We start from the raw sequence: 17,613 nt of genomic DNA on the forward strand, positions 1-17,613 counted from the left end.
ATTTTCTGTAATCACTTTTTATTCAAAAGGATAAATATTAATCTCATTTTCTCTGACTGATATTTTTTTATGAAAAGGTAAAGAATGATTTCCATTTTTATTAGCACAAACAATTCTTAATAAATGTTCTTTATTTTCAGTTACTTCAACTGAAAAAGATAAAATGTTATTCAGCTTATCGAATGAATAATCTATCTCCTTTTTATCAAAATATACAGCAATTGATTTGGGATTTATTTGAGCTGAATCTCTTAAAGATACAACCACTTTTAAAATATTTTTCTGGTAAGACAAACTATCCATCATAATTTCGATTTGTGGTATTCCAGCTCTGTAATATTTTGCAATACCCCTGAAAATGCCCCATGCCTGAATTTGATTAAAAGTTTCGTCATTCAATCGTAATATTTCTAATCTGCTTGTATGAAATGCACATTCAACAAGAACTGAGGGCATTTTTGTTTTTCTTAATACATAAAATCCTTCACCGGGATAAATGTTATAGTCAGAATAAGTGCCGTCAAAAGAACCTAATCCACCGGGATTTCCCATAACATATGATAAATCACGCTGAATATATTTTGCCAAATCTTTCTCACAAGGTTCAAATTCATAATTTTCTTCCTTAGCATGATAATAAGTTGAAGTGTAATTTGTATAATCATCTTCCCATTTTGCAGGTGCATTATGATGAATACTGATAAATAAATCTGCATTACTGTTATTTGCAAGTTCAGGTCTTAATGTTAGTGGAACTGTTTCATCATTTTGTCGAGACATAAAAACAATAGCCCCTGCTTTTTCTAAATAATCTTTTAAGTATAATGCAACTTTTAGATTTACATCTGCTTCAATTATTTCACCATTTCTGCTTTTATTTTTACGGTCTTCCCCTCCGTGTCCAGGGTCTAAAAATATTTTTTTGCCACTCAGATATTTTGAGTATAATTTAATAACGCTGTCCCTTCTCGATAAATCTTTCCAGTCTGGTGGAATTTCATAGAGAGGGAATTTGCAGGTTGAACAGGATGTCCACAAAAAGACAAACACAATAATTGAAAAATATTTTAAGAGAGTTCTGAAGAAATGCTTTTTATACATTTTTCCCCATCTAATGCGAAATGACATTTTTTACAGTGATTTAGATTTGGATTAAAATTTCCTGTTATCATCCTGTCAATAAATTCATTTAATTCTATGCCGAATAATTTTAGTTCTTCATCACATATTTCTTTTTGAACAAAATCATCAGGATAATTTATAAAAATTATTTTCATAACAAATTTATCATATTCCGTAAAATATTTTTTCAAAATGTAAGCATAATACTTCAGCTGAATGAAATATTCTTCAGCTCGATTATTAATTTCTTCTTTTTTGATACTATCTGTTTTATAATCAACTATTATCAATTTATCATTTTCAAAAATTAATTTGTCAATGATTCCATAGAGATAATGTTTCCCTTCTTCGCAATAAATTTCAATTTCATTTTTTGATTTAGAATTTAACAGATTTTTATATTCATTTGAAGAGCAAAATTTTTTTAGCTCCTCTAATAATTTATCTTTCAACTTAATCTTTAATTCTTCTTCCTTAATTGACTCTTCACCAATCGCTTTTTCTATAAGATTTTCAAGATTATCTATTGCAGGATTTTCTTTTAATACTGAATGAATTATTTTTCCTTTAACATCAGAATAAAATTTCATTTCATAATCTTCTTTTAAATTAAATTCGTACTGGTTCCTGTATTTTTTTATCATATCATAAATCGTTGTGTATCCAAGTTCGTATGTCAGTTCATATTTTACTGGACATTGATTATACATTGAAATTTTTGTGGCAGATATAATTTCCTTTTCTGGTTGGTCTTTTATTTTATCAATTAAAAATTCATGCTTAATAAAATTTTTTTCTTTCTTTTGAGTTGATAACTCAATTGGTATTAATTCTTTAATAAATAATACTTTCATTTCATAATCTTTATCATAAAAATTATATCCGCTTTCATCTTTCTTCATAAATTTGACCTTATCTTTCAATATAAGTTCATCAGCCGAAAAATCTAATTTCAGTCCTTCATTAATAAAATAAAAAAATGAATCGCGTTGTGGTTTAAAATCTTTATGTGTCAAGCTTATATAAAGATAATTCATTGCTCTTGTAACAGCCACATAAATTAATCTTTTTATTTCTGCTATATTTTTTTTGTAATTAATATAATTATAAAGAGCAGCTACTGGAGGTGTATAATAGCCATCGTAATAATCATTATTTAATGGAACTTTAACAAGGAAACCAAAAACTTTATCAATATTCATACCTCTTGTTCTAACAGAATCTTCTTTTGTATAACCATTGCAGCCATAAATAAATACTGCTTTATATTCCAATCCTTTTGCTTGATGAATTGTTAGCAACTTAACTGCATCTTCATCTTTAACAATTTGTGCTTGACTCTCATCTTCAATTGTTTTTATGGAATTCTTCAGTGCAAATACAAAATCATAAAGATTCTTAAAACTTTTTTTCGAATAATTTCTTGCTAACGAAATTAACTTATTGATATTTGCAAGTTCTTGTTCTGAATTTCTCTTAGAAGCAATTACAGCCCAATAATTTGTATCCAATAATATTTGCCTTATTAAAGCATAAAGTTCAGAACTGATTGCCATATCTATATGCTTCAGAATCTGATTTACTATTGTTTTGTAATTTTCATTTTGACTGGATTTGTTAATAAACTTTTCAAAAAAATTTTTTCCCTCTTCAAGTGATATCTCATATAGTTCTGTATCTGAAATAGTATAAAAAGGAGAACGCAAGATTCCAATTAATGCAGCATCGTCGTTTTGATTTATTAAAAATGAAAGATAATTATAAATGTCATATATAATTTGCTGCTGATAAAATCCTTTTCCTCCAACAATTATATATGGAATTTTCTTTTTAATAAATTCTTTTTCCAGTTCTTCAAAATAGTCTCTCTTTCTGCATAATATTCCAATATCTCTAAATTCTACTTTTTTACTTGCACCTGAAGTAATTTCGATAATTTTATTTGCAACCATTTCGGCTTCGGTTATTTCTTTTGCAGCATCTGCAAGGATAAATTCAACCGTTCCTTCTTCTGTTTCATCTTTAGTACATATCAATTCACTATATTCAACTTCATTATAAAATGGCTCAGGATTTGTAAATAATTTTGAAAAAAGCTTATTCGTAAAAAGTATAATTTGAGGAGCCATTCGAAAACTGTGTGGAAGATTCAATAATTTCCCTTCTGGCTCACTTCTTTTAATTTCTTCTTTAGTTCTATTAAATATTTCAAGCTCTGCATCTCTAAACATATAAATACTTTGTTTTTCATCTCCAACAACAAAAAGATTTCCTGTTTTTAAATCATCCAGTATTGGCATAAATATTTTATATTGAAGCTCGTTTGTATCCTGGTATTCATCAATCATAATGTATTTATATTTTTTCTGCAGGTATAATTTTACATCATCTAGTTTCAAGATATTTTGTGTAAACAAAAGAATATCTTCAAAATCAAGATAGCTTCTTTGATGTTTCTTTTCAGAATAAACATTGAGTACATAATTATAAATATCAATAAAGTTTTTCCCGAATCTTGCAAGTTCGAAATGCAGTTTATTGTCATTCTGTATATCATAAAAATTTTTCATTATTGAAAATATTTCTTCAGCAGTATTTATTTCTTTACTGTAATCATCTCGATTCTTGTTTAAGTAACCTGTTTTTCTGACTGTTCGGCTGCTATCAGTAATTATTTTTTCATCAATTAATTTTATTAGAGTAATTTTTTCTTTAATCTTTTTTGCTTTCGGATATTTTGAAAGTATTGCTACAACATCAATTGCAATTTGGCAATTTTCATTTTGCTTTTTTGCTGCATCATTAATTATTCTCACAATACTTATTAATTCTTCAATCTTTTTATCAAATAATTGATTAAATAACTCTTCAAATTTTTTGTCGAAATAATTTGCTATTTCATTTTCTGTTCTTGTGTATAAATCTTTTAGATGTTGTTCAATAATTTTTCTTGATGCTATTGCAGTTTTAAGATGTTGAACAAGAATTTTTTTAGAACCAAAGAACCTGATTAAATACTTTAATTTATCTTGATATTCCTTATCTAAAATTAAATTGTTCAGTGATTCATCTATTGATAATTCTAATAATTCATCTGCCGTTATTTGGTCTATTGGATTAAAATTAACATCTATTTTAGCTTCAGGAGCAAATTCCCTTAGAACATTAACACAAAATGAATGGATAGTTGAAATATTAGCCGAAACGAGTTGACGTCTTATACTTTCTAATTTTTTTCTTGTTATATCATCATTTTCATTTTGAATTCGTTCATCGATTTCGTTTGCAATTTTTTTATTAAGCTCGCCTGCTGCTTTATCAGTAAATGTAATTGCAACAAGATTTTCAAGCTGAACATCATCATTTAGTAAAATATTTACAAATCTCTTTGCAAGAACAAATGTTTTTCCTGAGCCAGCATTTGCTGACAACAAAATGTGGCTATTGTAATCAAGAGCTTTTTGTTGATATTGAGTAAGCATATTTATGCAACAGGAATTTTAATTAAAAAAGTTGTTCCATTTTCTGATGTTTTTTCAATTTCAATACTGCCGCCAATACTGTCAAGAAATTTCTTAGCCATGCTTAAACCCAATCCCATTCCTTGTTTTTTTGTAGTAAAATTTTCATCAAAAACTTTTTCAATATTTTCTTCAGGAATTCCAGTTCCATCATCTGTAATTCTAAGAAAACAAAATTCACCTTCAGTTTCCGCAGTAATTAAAATATTTTTTGCATCAGCCTGAATAGAATTCCGAATAAGATTAATAATTGTTCTGCTTAGATGGTCACGATCGGCATATACATATATTTCATTTTTCATCTCATATTTTATGGATAACTTTTCATCCGCAAAAAGATTTATTGATTCTTCTGTCACTTTCTTCAAATCAATTTTTTCAACATTTAATTTTGGCATTCTTGCAAAGTTAGAAAATTCGGTAGCAATATTTTTTAATACTTCAATTTGATTGATTACCGTAGAAGTAACTTTATCAAATATATCATCAAATTTTGGAGATTTATCTTTATAAGCTGCAATTAATTGCTGAACCGATAATTTCATTGGGGTCAAAGGATTTTTAATTTCGTGAGCTACCTGTTTAGCCATTTCTTTCCATGCTGCTTCTCTTTCAATTCTTGCAAGTTCAATTTGACTTTTCTTTAATTGCGCAACCATTTTATTAAATCCATTTGCAAGTTCATAGATTTCACCAGAATATTTCCCTTTTACTTCAATATTCAAATCACCAATTCCTACTGACCGCATAGCATTAGTTAGCCTTCTGATAGGCATTGAAATATGATTTGCTAATATCGTACTAAAAATTATCAACATTATTACTGCAAGAGAAATTATTCCAAACATAAAAACATTTATATCTCTTTCTGGAGTAAGATTTTCTAATTCATTAAATAAATCATTCACTTCAACAATATATTCTTCACCCGAAAAAATTATTTTAAAATAAAGTGAATTATAATTTATTTTTTCAAATTCATTTTTGATTAAAACTCTATCGTAGCCTTTGCTTTGCAAATCATAATAAATTTTTGCCGGAATAACTGCAGAAAATAATTTTGATTGATATAAATTTTCATTGGTGCTGAATAACAAATATTTATCACGAAATACTGTGAATTTCAATCCTAAATCTTCTGATGCTTTTGAAAATATCAACAAATTATTTTTCAAATTATTTTTTTCATAATTATGAAAATAATCTTTCAATTGTTCAGACAATTTCAACAAATTATTGTAATTAAATTCTTCGTTATTGATTTCTGTAATATTCTTAAAGTAAACTGAAAATATTATTAAAGGGACAATAGCTACTACTACAAATACAGCTGCAATTTTTGTCCTGTAACTCTGTAGGAATTTTAATAATGATTTATAATTCCACAAAGCTGCAATGAATACCGATAGAAGAATTATTAAAGAATGAATAAAAAATACTTTGAAAAAGTCTGATAAACTCCAGGTGTAATCTCTTTCCTCTTTTCCAACAGCTAATATCTTGGAATAATCATCACTCAACTTAAGAACATAAAAAAGATATTTTTCTTTATCTATGTTAAAATATAACCATGCTTCGTTGAATTTTGAAAAGTCGGCATAAATAAATTTTTTTATATCATCTTGGGATAAAATAACTGAGCCATAAGCTTTTGATATTTTTTTGTTATGAAAATAAAATATCTTAACTCTCTCTAAATTTATTGCTGAAGAGATTCCTTGCTGCTCAGATAGGAAATATGCTGGCATGTTTAGAAATCTAAAATTAATATCTTCGAATAATGCTCCTATTACTGCATAACCCAAAATACTATCATTATTTTTTATTGCTGTTATTCCTTTAATTAAAGTTTTGTCACCAAAGATATTTGGCAGTATTTTAATTGTAATATCATTAGTAACATTATAATCTTTCAATTCATTTTCAATTATTGAAATATTTTGTTTGAATGAGGAGAAATAACCTTTCAATTTTTTTTCTTTATCATAAAAATTAATAAATGAAGGTATTGATTCATTATGCAGCAGGCTTTTAGTCCATGTAACAAAAGCTAATGAGTAAAAATTTTTATACTTCTCGAATGCATCAAAAACATCTTTATTGTTTCGTATTTCATTCAATGTTTGATAAATCATAAACTGATAAATATTTTGATTGGCTCGTGTTAAATCCTGAGCAGTAGTTTTTAATGACTCTCTTTCTATTTCAGAATTGTAATATGTCAGCAGACTCACAGTTGCTATTGAAGCTCCAAATGCAATGTATATGTATTTAAGAAAGTTTTTGAAATTTCCAAATAATAATAGATATGTAAGAAGAAAAATCACACTAATATAAACAAAACGAATTGCAGGAGTCCCTTGAGGTTGTTTTTGAAAATTGTCAAATGCCCAGCCAGATATTTGTAAAAGAACAAATAACAATGCAAATAATTTTAATGATGAATCTTTATTTCCTTTAAATGGATTAAAAGAATAGAGTAACATTAATAATATTAAAGAAAATAAAATTGCTGAGATTCCAAGAAGTAAAATATTTAAGTCCATTAAAAAAGTTGGGGTATCCGGGATAAGATTAAATTCTTTGAAGTAACGTATTGTAGAGTCAAAAATTACACTTCGCAGCGAAGCACCCAATCCTCGCCAGATAAGTAATATCAAAAATGAAAATATTAACCACAAAGCAATAAATATTTTCCACGAGTTTTTGAAACTTTTATTTGACAAATAATATTTTGATGCATAACTAAATCCTATCGATACAATAATCAAAACTGTAATTACTGTAATTGTAAATTCAAGAGGTGAACGAACTATTCCAAATGCAAATGTTGATGAGAAATATGAAGCATTTGTCAACGAATTTCTGAAATATGATGAAGGAAAGTTAAAAATAAACAGCAATAATCTAATTGATGCTGCTATTAATGTATATAGCAAAAACCTTATTAAATTATTTTTAAGACTTTTTATTCGAGGGGACAATATCCAGATTAAATCAAAAAAAATTAAAAACAGTAAAATTAGCTGAAATGTTTTAACTGAGTTACTCATTTCATTCAATATAAAATCAACTGCAGGTTTTTCAAAAATTACTGTAGCAATTTTGTTATTGTTATTCATTAAATCATAGGAGTGAAATCTTCCATCTTTTTTTATTGCTTCATCTTTGTTATAAATAATTTCAACATTAGTATTTAGTATTTGAGAGAGCAATTCAGACCAGTTAGTAAAATTCTTATTTTTTCCAAGACTATATTTTTTTTCTACTGGAATATTAACTGACAGATAAAATAATTTATGACCATGTTGAAGTGTATCAATCACAGTTAAGTATACAAATAAGTCATTATCAAAAAAGAATGGCTTGCCTACAAATTCAGAATTGAAATATTGTGTTTGCTCTAAAAATGATTTTGAATCCCAGAATAATAAATTTTTTTGTTCATCATAAATTTGCAAAATCGAAGAAGTATATTGACGAGTATCAGATATAAATTTATTATTAATAATTATTGAACGAACATCATTTTTTATATTTGCAGCATTATTAAAAAGTAATTCTAATTTTTCATTAAAAGAATTTTGAATCAAACTTTCATTTCTCTTTATTCTTTCTTTAACAAGATTTTCCCAATTGTATTTATTACTTCTTAAAAATATGGAGTATATTATTCCTGATAGTAACAATATAATCATTAAACAAATTAAGATAATTCCTTTTATACCAATTCTTGATAAATAAAATCTCATTTAGAACTTAGTTAATTGTGATTTGTGAAATTCGCCATTGATTATTGACCAATTGTAATGATATAAATACTACTGCTGTTCCTCTAATTCCGTTATTATTATATCTCAAAACACCTGATGCAAATGGATTTGTTGAATCTGTTACAATATTTGTCAGCTTAAAAGATAGTGGTTTGTAAATACTTAAAAAATCTTTTATGACATAATATGATTGATTTGCACTAAAATATCCCGAGTTGCCATTTTTCAGACTTATGAAATTTTTTTCTGAGAAGTAACTTGCAAACTTATCAATTGCATTATTATTTAATCCATCTTCGATATGAATAAATATTTTGTTTACATCTGAAAGTTTAATATTCTGGGAATAATTTTCTTCTGTATAAAAAAAGATTAATAGTGTGAAAAGAATCAAAGCTAAATAACAAAAAGCTTTTTGAATAAAATTTTTCAATTCAATACCTTTAAAAATTTTTGCAACAATAATCTACATCAATAAAATAAATTAAAAGAAATAAAAAAGCATATCCCTTTTATGGAATATGCTTCTGACAGACTAAAAGTGAAATACATATTATTTCCGAAGAATATTTTTGAGCATATTATTTCGATTAAAGTCAGTTGCACTTCTTTTTAATTCTCTATTTCCTTCTGCAAGCTGATATGCCCAATCAAATACCATTCTTTCTCTTGTTATATTTTTTATTCTAATTTTGGCATAATGATTATCCCATGTCCAGATTACGTATGTATGACCAATTATTGCTTCTGTATATTTAATATTTTCTCCTGATTTTTTAGTAACCCAGCCATCAAGGGGTGCATAACTTACATCATAAATATCTCTTGTTTCTCCCATATCTTGAATATCTGTATCTTCCCAGACAGTTACATAATAAGTTCCGTTATAATTTTCAAAAAAGAAATCTGCATTATCACTATTGTAAGCTACAACCTGATAATTGCTGAAATCATAACCCGAATTATTTGGTGAAATGTTGTAATCAAAAACTGCTTGATTAAATCCTTCGGGACGCGGAGTATCATAAACTACATCTTTGCTAAGTTCACTTTCATTGTTATTATAATCATATGCTGTTACAGCATAATAATAAGTAACTCCATTTTCACATCCATCATCAATAAAATAATTATTGCTTGTGCTTCCGATTAAAGTATATTTCCCATTATAAGAATAACTATAATAAACATTATAGCCAGCAACATCTCTTTCAGGACTATGATCCCAGTAAATATCAACTCGTTTATCACCTGTTATTGTTCTAATATTTGTAGGAGGTGAAGGCGGAGTATCATCAAACCGGTCATTAATATAAATATCGCATCCGGTAAGAATAATTGTTGTAATTATTACAGTAACTAAAAAAATCAGCTTTTTCATTTTTTTCTCCATAAATGTTGGAGAAAATAGTTCAATTGAAATGCCAGCAATAATAACCATAAAATTTCACAAAAATGAATTATAGAAAAGTTATTTGTATCTAATTTTATACACTATTGATTATTATTTCAGAATTATTTTATATGCTAAAAAATTTATCATCAAAAAACATTTTCCTTTTATTAATCACTGCAACAGATTTCCCGGTAAGAAGATGTTTATCAAAAGGCGAGTTTTTTGATTTGGATTTAAACTTGGAAATGTCAACTGTCCAGATTAAATCTTTATCAAAAATTGTAAGATTTGCATTTTCTCCTTCTTTAATTAATGGAATAGGAATATTTAAGATTTTTCTTGGATTGATAGAAAATTTCTCAACTAATTGTGATAATGTAAGATGCTTTTTATGAACAAGTTCGCTCAATGCTAAACCTAATTGAGTTTCCAATCCTACAATACCGTTTGGTGCATAAATAAATTCCATCTCTTTTTCTTCTATAGAATGTGGTGCATGGTCGCTTGCTATACAGTCAATTGTACCATCTTTTAATCCTTCAATTATTGCTTGAACATCTTCCCCTGTACGAAGTGGGGGACTCATTTTAAAATTCGTGTCGTATGTTTTAAGAGATTCATCTGTAAGTGTAAAATGATGTGGAGTTGCTTCAGCTGTAATTTGAATATTTTTCTTTTTCGCTTGCCGAACAAATTCAACAGCATTTTTTGAACTTATATGCGCAATATGAATTTTTGCACCTGTAAACTCTGCCATTAAAATATCTCGTATTACAATTAAATCTTCAGCAACATTCGGAATTCCAGGTAACCCAAGAATTGTAGAGACCACACCTTCATTCATTGCACCACATGCTAAAGATTCATCTTCGCAATGTTCTATTATTGGAACATTTAACATTCGAGCATACTCCATTACATGTCTTAGTATGCCAGCAGTCTTTATAGAATTTCCATCATCAGAAAATGCAACAGCTCCTGCTTCAACCAGTTCATACATTGGAGCTATAGCTTCACCTTTCCTCTCAAGTGTTGCTGCTCCAATTGGGTAAACTTCAACAAGAAGATCTTTAGATTTATCTTTTATATATCTAACTACTTCAGCTGAATCAATATTTGGATTTGTATTGGGCATACATGCAATCTCTGTAAATCCACCTGCGGCAGCAGCAATACAGCCTGTTTCGATTGTTTCTTCATCTTCTCTGCCAGGCTCTCTTAAATGAACATGCATATCAAATAATCCAGGTACACAATATTTATTTTCAAAATCAAAAACTTCCGAAGTTTTGAAATCTTCTTCAGTAAGATTTCCTATTTTTTTTATAATACCATCTTCAATCAATAAATCGTTTTTTTCATTAAGATTTTGATAAGGATTAAGGAGGATTACTTGTTTCAGTATTATTTTCATTTATCACCTTTTAATTTATCATTGTACCAAGTAAATAAAGAACTGCCATTCTAATGGCAACTCCATTTGTAACCTGATCTAAAATTATCTGATAAGGTCCATCAGCTACTTCAGATGAGAGTTCAACACCTCTATTTATTGGGCCTGGATGAAGTATCACAATATTTTTATTGTTCTTTTCAATTCTGTCAGCTGTTATCCCAAAATAATTATGATATTCTCTTGTTGAAGGAATTCTTCTTCCTGCATCTCTTTCAAGCTGAATTCTAAGTACATTTAATACATCATTATTCGCAATAGCTTTATCAATATTGTGCAATACTTTAACACCAAGTGATTCAATTCCCATTGGAATCATTGTTGCCGGTCCACATACAGAGACATTAGCTCCCATCGTTTTCAAACCAAAGATATTTGACATCGCAACTCTGCTGTGAGCAATATCACCTATAATGCAAACATTTAATCCCTTCAAAGTTCCAAATTTTTCTCTTATTGAATACATATCGAGTAAAGCTTGAGTTGGGTGTTCGTGCAATCCATCACCTGCATTAATAATATTTGCCTTTGTAATTTTTGTTAAGAATTGTGGCACACCTGCAGATTGATGTCTTACTACAATCATATCAACTTTCATAGCTTCAATATTTCTTACAGTATCTTTAAATGTTTCTCCTTTTTTTGTACTACTTGTTGATGTTGAAAAATTAATAGTATCAGCCGATAATCTCTTTTGAGCAAGTTCAAAAGAAATTCTCGTACGAGTTGAATTTTCATAAAATAGATTTACAATTGTTTTGCCCTGAAGTGTAGGTACCTTTTTAATTGGTCTTTCAAGTACTTCGCGAAATGTTGTTGCAGTATCCAAAATTAATTGAATATCTTCTTTTGGTACCCCATATAAACCCAGCAAATGTCTGCTTGATAGTGCCATTTTTTACCTTTTAATTTTTACTTGGAACATTTACTAAATATATAGCATCTTCTCCATCAATTTCTTTGAGTCTAACACGAATTTCTTCATTAATTGAAGTTGGAATATTTTTACCGACAAAATCAGCTTTAATAGGCAATTCGCGGTGACCTCTGTCAACCAGAACACAAAGCTGTATTGTACTTGGCCTTCCTAAATCCATAATAGCATCAAGAGCCGCACGAACTGTTCTGCCTGTGTACAAAACATCATCAATAAGTATTACATCTTTTTCATTAATATCAAATGTAATATTTGTAACAGAAACTTCTGGTTGTTTTAACCTTGTTCTAAAATCGTCTCTATAAAGTGTAACATCAAGTATACCGAAATCAGGTTCATAATTTTCAATATCTTTTATTTTTGACTTTATTCGGTTGGCAATAAATTCACCTCGAGTTCTCATTCCAATTAAAACAATATTTCTTGAGCCTTTATTTCTTTCAAGAATTTCATGAGCAAGTCGAGTTATTGTTCTATTCAATCCTTCTTCGTCAACTATTTTTGCTTTTATATCCATAATTTCCCTCTTTCTATATAAAAAAAATCCTCGTTGACATATGGTCACCGAGGAATCTTTAATTAAAAAATTTCTTTATAAGCATTCCTTTTTATCTCTCTGGATAAAATTAAAGGATAATTTTTAATGCAAACTTATAAGAATGCCTCTTTAAAGTAAAGAGGCATATTAATTTCAAATTACTGAATTTTAAACTCAATTCTTCTATTCATTGCTCGACCTTCAGCAGTATTATTATCAGCAATTGGATTTGATTCACCATAACCTACAGCCTTAAGTCTATTAGCACTAATCCCTTTCGAGATTAAATAGTTCTTAACAACATCAGCTCTTTTCTGAGACAGTTTCTTATTATATGCTTCCGAACCTATATTATCTGTATAACCTTGAATTTCAACATTCAGGTTTGGATTTTCAAGTAAAGTTTTAGCAGCATCAAAAAGAATTGGATATGATTCAGGAGTAATCTTGGCACTATTAAATTCAAAATTGACACCAACGAGTACCCATTTTTCTGCTTTAGCAGCAGTAGCGCTTACTGGTTTTTCAACAACAACCTCTTTTACCACTTCACGTGGAATGTATCTTTTTACAATTTCTTCAATTCTCTCATAATCAACTTTCGGTGCACCTTCCACACTTAATCCTGAATAAAGTTGACATAGTTTGGAAGGTTCTCCTTTAGAGAAGTAATATAGTACACCAAGTTTTACTGTCATGTAAGAATCTTTTCCATTTATTTCACCCACACCTAAAGCTCCATCAAATTCAGAATTAGTAACGAGATGATAACTTGCTTCAGATATTAATTTCCAGCAAGAAGTTAATTCCCACTCCAATCCTACACCACCATTAAATTGAGCGGCTAATGCATTATCATCCAATGTAGGTGTTGCTTTATTAGTAAGCATACGATAATCAAGTCCACCTCCTAAAAACAAATATGGAGAAACTGATTCACAAGGAACTACATAGTACAATGCGTCGAGATTACCCATTATTACATTTGTCTCGGATGTATTTACAGGAGTTCCCCATTCACCTTCTAAATGCAGATATGAACCTGTCAAACGAAGTCCAACATGTTCAGAAAAATTTCTTTGCAGGGATAAAAATCCACCAAAGTTCTTGTTAGTAGCAGTGACATTAACATTAACAAAGCGTGGATAAGTAAATCCAGCTCCAAGCGACCAGCTACTTTTAGCTAGTTGAGCTTGTATCGTAATTGTTATAAAAAGAATTGATAAAATCATTAAAATAAATTTTTTCATCTTACCCTCCTATTTAATTTAAATGCATTTTTATATCAGAATTAAAAACAATATTTTTGCAGGCATGAATCGGGGTGTAGCGCAGCCCGGTTAGCGCGCTTCGTTCGGGACGAAGAGGTCGAGAGTTCAAATCTCTCCACCCCGACAATGATTCGATTCCAAAAACTATTATAAAATTGTAAAAAAGCTGCACAATTATTCTTCCCTATTATTAACAAAATTCATGATTTTTTTTATCAAAGCGAAATTTCTACAACATCAAATCAACTCACTATTTGTTCAACTCCATATTTTATTTCAAAAAGCATTCTTCATAAAATTGAATAATCATTCTTAAATTATCTTAACCTCCAATTCCCTGATCATGCTTTTTGACCCAAGTCCAGTTATTTCGTACCTTTTTATAAACTTTAAAATTAACTGTTACTTGAGCGGATTGGTCACCAATTGTTACTATCCCTGAAATAGAAACCAAAAATCTTTGAACTACAGCAGACCAGACCCATGTACCTCTTTCATTTGGTGCATTAGGATTATAATGGTCAAGATTTCCATCCCCATCCAGATCTTTCTTATATTCATTTGGTAAATCTGGTTGTGGAGTTGCCGTGTAAGTAATTGTAACAGGCTGAATTTGGCCCTGGGAATTCAATCTATAATCATATGCTGAAAATGCATCAATACTGCCAATAATATTTCTTATCCATGTATCACTTAAATCACCTGTTTTTTGTATAACATTAACTATAGGTGTATATGAATGTTGAACTGTCTGCCCATTAGGAACAGTTTGTTCAGTCGCATCAGCTTGAGTATCATTAAAGCTTGTTTGTGTAAAAGTACCATTATCTGTTACACACCAAGAAGAAAAACCAGTCAATTGTGCTGTTGCTGATTTACCATCTGCATCAACTATTGCTGTACCCTGATTTTCCCAAATTATAGTATTAGGATTTAGCTTGAATAATGTTAATTGCTTACCAGGAGTTGTAGTATAAGGTAGTGGGAATGAAACTGTTACCGGTTGAAGGAACCTCAATCCTGTTGGTTCAAAATTACCAGCAGATGCTATCATTTTATTTAACGATGCTGGCAGTGATACTGCATTGTTTACAGAAATTGATGAAACTGTAATTGAAGTATTTTGAGATAGAGCATTAGCAGGAATTTGTAATGTTAGAGGCCTACCTGAAACAGATTCGGTTGAACTATTATTAACTTGTCCACCACTTGCTGCTACAACATTTTGAGTTGTTCCAGTAATTTTTGTTAAATAAGCTACCGGAACAGTAGAAGTGTAGTTTGACTTATTTAAAGTTGCAACAACTCTTTTTGCACTATAAGAAGCTGCAGACGCACTGATATTTAATTTAGCTCCAGGAATATTTGTTACATCATATTGATATTTTCCTGATCCATCAGTGGCAAGTGTAGTGAGTATATCCCCATTTTCATTTGCAAGAATTACTGTAGCACTTTGAATTCCAGCTAATGTAACAGCATCTTTCACATAACCAGTAAGAACCAGCGGGGCTGGGGACGTAACAGGCGTAGGAGGTGCTGGTACAATAGGAGCTGTCTTTGTACTTTCACAGCTGATAAATATTGTACCCGAAAGAATAATACTAATTATAACAAGGTAACTTGTTAATAATTTGATTTTTGTTAACATACATTACTCCTTTTGTTATGAATATTTAATTGTTTATTCTCTTTAATAAAAAATTTGGATTATATTTTTTTAATGTTCTAAAAAATGAATTACCGGTATTATAAACCACCCCAATCATTGCAGGTATTTCCCCTTTCACTCTATATTCCCATCGAAAAGATTCTGCAGTTCTAATTCTTATTATTGATGGATAACTATATGAAGAAGGGAACAATGGTATACTGAAATTAAAACCACCATTAGATTGTTTATTACTTGAACGCACAGCAAAAAATCCAATTTCAATTTCACCAAATTGCCTGTTAATATCAATTCTTATGCTTTTGTCACCATATAAAAATTTACCGGCTGTAATTCCAATTGTTAAATCATATTTATTAATTCTATATTCAACATTCATATTGATTGTCCATAAGTATAAATCTGAATAAAAAATTTTTTTATTCATAACCGACATATAACCTGTGTAACCTGTATTCACTCCAGTTATTAAATTGCCGTTGTAAAAAATTTTTTTTATAGATAAATCAAAGCCATATCTGTTCTCAGTAAAATATCCCACCGAAGATGAGAGGAAATAATTTTCTGGTAATCTAAAATTTTGATTTAATGAAATTATTCCCGGTCGAACATAATCACCTTCTCCTGGGAATTCATTATAAATCGGGATTAACATTTGTGTTACTATGTTCATGCCTTTCCATAAAGTAGTATTAATTTCAGGTATAAAATTTATTTGAGCTCTGACTGGATTTGAGTAATCCCCAAACTGTCCTCGAAAACCTGGATTGAGTACTAAATCAAATCTATAATCTGATTCATTCTTAAATAAAAATTTTTCTTTTAATAATTCTTTATCAATATAATATGAAGCTGTTATTCTATCTTCTAATTGTTCACTGTTAATAATACCCTTTTGATATTTCTGATAGTCTTCATTATTATATTCAAAAGAAATAAGAGGCACTTTATTTTGCATAACAATTAACTCAATCATTTTAATCTCATTAAATTCAGATAATATATTCATCACTTTTCTTAATGCTTCAACATTATATCTGTATATACGATTTTCAAACAAGATAAAAAGTTTTGAAGAATCAATTCTTACATATACATTCTCAAAACCTTTTTGAGTTAATAAATCAACAATTTTACTTTCAGGTTTAATTTTTCCGAAAGTAATTAAATTCAAAAGAAGAAATAAAATTATTGCCCTTATGAGTAATTGCCTCATATAACTCTTATTGCAATTACTTGCAATCATTAATTTTTTAATAAGGGGAACAAAAACAAACAGAAACCCTCTAACACATATGAAATATAAGTTATTAATTATTTAATATCAAAGATTTTTTTATGGAATAAAAAAAATTTATGTTAATTTTATTTAAGCTCAATTTCACATAAATAACTGAAAATTTTCAGGAGAATTTAATATGGCAGCCAATCACTCTTTTGATATTGTTTCAGAAATTAATTTTCAAGAAGTTGATAATGCAATCAATCAAGCTTTAAAAGAAATACAGCAACGCTATGACTTAAAAGATTCTAAAACAGAACTGATACTTAACAAAAAAGAAAAAATAATTACATTAAATACGAAAGATGAATATTCAAGAAAACAATCTATTGACATTCTTCACTCAAAATTTATTAAAAGAGGATTATCTATTAAAGCAATGAAATTAAATGAACCAGAACCTGCTGCAGGTGGAAGAATAAAACAAACAATTATATTGCAACACGGGATATCAAAAGACAATGCAAAACTAATAACAAAATTGATTAAAGAAAGTAAGATAAAAGTAAATGCACAAATTCAGGATGAACAAATTAGAGTTACTTCCCCAAAAATTGATGACCTTCAAGCTGTAATAAAGTTAATTAAAGATGCTGATTTAGATTTTCCTGTTCAGTTTACTAATTATAAATAATAAACGAATCAAGT

12 protein-coding genes and 1 tRNA gene are annotated in these 17,613 nt (G+C 28.8%); 2 read left to right on the forward strand and 11 right to left on the reverse strand.

The features are described 5' to 3' along the window. Positions 1-18 precede the first annotated feature (18 nt). The 9 genes from VJY32_RS03415 to VJY32_RS03455 all read right to left on the reverse strand — a co-directional run bounded on the left by VJY32_RS03415 (position 19) and on the right by VJY32_RS03455 (position 13,990). On the reverse strand, positions 19-1,101 hold the full coding sequence (locus VJY32_RS03415) for an N-acetylmuramoyl-L-alanine amidase family protein (RefSeq protein WP_353676486.1): 1,083 nt from the start codon (positions 1,099-1,101) through the stop codon (positions 19-21). Then, positions 1,068-4,604, reverse strand: a complete 3,537-nt coding sequence (locus VJY32_RS03420) for a UvrD-helicase domain-containing protein (protein WP_353676487.1) — start codon at positions 4,602-4,604, stop codon at positions 1,068-1,070. Before VJY32_RS03420 ends, VJY32_RS03415 begins: the two co-directional genes overlap by 34 nt. Positions 4,605-4,606: 2 nt before the next feature. Beyond that, positions 4,607-8,395 (reverse strand): sensor histidine kinase, encoded by a 3,789-nt coding sequence (locus VJY32_RS03425; RefSeq protein ID WP_353676488.1) that lies wholly within the window; start codon positions 8,393-8,395, stop codon positions 4,607-4,609. Between the two features lie 7 nt (positions 8,396-8,402). Beyond that, a complete protein-coding gene (locus VJY32_RS03430; RefSeq protein ID WP_353676489.1) occupies positions 8,403-8,849 on the reverse strand; it encodes a DUF4783 domain-containing protein in 447 nt (148 codons plus the stop codon). A 120-nt stretch (positions 8,850-8,969) separates the two neighbouring features. Beyond that, a complete protein-coding gene (locus VJY32_RS03435; protein ID WP_353676490.1) occupies positions 8,970-9,797 on the reverse strand; it encodes a fibronectin type III domain-containing protein in 828 nt (275 codons plus the stop codon). A 139-nt stretch (positions 9,798-9,936) separates the two neighbouring features. Beyond that, positions 9,937-11,226, reverse strand: a complete 1,290-nt coding sequence (locus VJY32_RS03440; RefSeq protein WP_353676491.1) for a dihydroorotase — start codon at positions 11,224-11,226, stop codon at positions 9,937-9,939. Positions 11,227-11,236: 10 nt separating this feature from the next. Next, the gene (locus VJY32_RS03445; RefSeq protein ID WP_353676492.1) at positions 11,237-12,160 is read right to left on the reverse strand and encodes an aspartate carbamoyltransferase catalytic subunit; all 924 of its coding nucleotides are present in this window, start codon (positions 12,158-12,160) and stop codon (positions 11,237-11,239) included. Between the two features lie 10 nt (positions 12,161-12,170). Continuing rightward, complete coding sequence (gene pyrR / locus VJY32_RS03450) at positions 12,171-12,719, reverse strand: bifunctional pyr operon transcriptional regulator/uracil phosphoribosyltransferase PyrR (protein WP_353676493.1); 549 nt, start codon at positions 12,717-12,719, stop codon at positions 12,171-12,173. 179 nt (positions 12,720-12,898) lie between these two features. After that, positions 12,899-13,990 (reverse strand): OmpA family protein, encoded by a 1,092-nt coding sequence (locus VJY32_RS03455; RefSeq protein WP_353676494.1) that lies wholly within the window; start codon positions 13,988-13,990, stop codon positions 12,899-12,901. A 70-nt stretch (positions 13,991-14,060) separates the two neighbouring features. On the opposite strand from VJY32_RS03455, the gene VJY32_RS03460 reads away from it, so the two are divergent. Then, a tRNA-Pro gene (locus tag VJY32_RS03460) sits at positions 14,061-14,135 on the forward strand. 198 nt (positions 14,136-14,333) lie between these two features. Here VJY32_RS03460 and VJY32_RS03465 read toward each other — a convergent pair. Together VJY32_RS03465 and VJY32_RS03470 are read right to left on the reverse strand one after the other, a co-directional pair. Next, a complete protein-coding gene (locus VJY32_RS03465) occupies positions 14,334-15,662 on the reverse strand; it encodes a hypothetical protein (RefSeq protein WP_353676495.1) in 1,329 nt (442 codons plus the stop codon). Positions 15,663-15,687: 25 nt separating this feature from the next. Next, the gene (locus VJY32_RS03470) at positions 15,688-16,899 is read right to left on the reverse strand and encodes a YjbH domain-containing protein (protein ID WP_353676496.1); all 1,212 of its coding nucleotides are present in this window, start codon (positions 16,897-16,899) and stop codon (positions 15,688-15,690) included. 202 nt (positions 16,900-17,101) lie between these two features. Here VJY32_RS03470 and VJY32_RS03475 point away from each other — a divergent pair, with 202 nt between their 5' ends. Beyond that, the gene (locus VJY32_RS03475; protein ID WP_353676497.1) at positions 17,102-17,599 is read left to right on the forward strand and encodes a YajQ family cyclic di-GMP-binding protein; all 498 of its coding nucleotides are present in this window, start codon (positions 17,102-17,104) and stop codon (positions 17,597-17,599) included. The last annotated feature ends 14 nt before the right edge of the window (positions 17,600-17,613 follow it).

This window comes from Rosettibacter primus, assembly GCF_036860675.1.
GTDB lineage: Bacteria > Bacteroidota > Ignavibacteria > Ignavibacteriales > Melioribacteraceae > Rosettibacter > Rosettibacter primus.

Bases quoted from the DNA above. Each gene is read 5' to 3' on its own strand.
- VJY32_RS03445 (WP_353676492.1), bottom strand. From the start codon at position 12,160: ATGGCACTATCAAGCAGACATTTGCTGGGTTTATATGGGGTACCAAAA.
- pyrR (WP_353676493.1), bottom strand. From the start codon at position 12,719: ATGGATATAAAAGCAAAAATAGTTGACGAAGAAGGATTGAATAGAACA.
- VJY32_RS03475 (WP_353676497.1), top strand. From the start codon at position 17,102: ATGGCAGCCAATCACTCTTTTGATATTGTTTCAGAAATTAATTTTCAA.
- VJY32_RS03425 (WP_353676488.1), bottom strand. From the start codon at position 8,395: ATGAGATTTTATTTATCAAGAATTGGTATAAAAGGAATTATCTTAATT.
- VJY32_RS03455 (WP_353676494.1), bottom strand. From the start codon at position 13,990: ATGAAAAAATTTATTTTAATGATTTTATCAATTCTTTTTATAACAATT.
- VJY32_RS03470 (WP_353676496.1), bottom strand. From the start codon at position 16,899: ATGAGGCAATTACTCATAAGGGCAATAATTTTATTTCTTCTTTTGAAT.
- VJY32_RS03415 (WP_353676486.1), bottom strand. From the start codon at position 1,101: ATGTATAAAAAGCATTTCTTCAGAACTCTCTTAAAATATTTTTCAATT.
- VJY32_RS03465 (WP_353676495.1), bottom strand. From the start codon at position 15,662: ATGTTAACAAAAATCAAATTATTAACAAGTTACCTTGTTATAATTAGT.
- VJY32_RS03420 (WP_353676487.1), bottom strand. From the start codon at position 4,604: ATGCTTACTCAATATCAACAAAAAGCTCTTGATTACAATAGCCACATT.
- VJY32_RS03440 (WP_353676491.1), bottom strand. From the start codon at position 11,226: ATGAAAATAATACTGAAACAAGTAATCCTCCTTAATCCTTATCAAAAT.
- VJY32_RS03435 (WP_353676490.1), bottom strand. From the start codon at position 9,797: ATGAAAAAGCTGATTTTTTTAGTTACTGTAATAATTACAACAATTATT.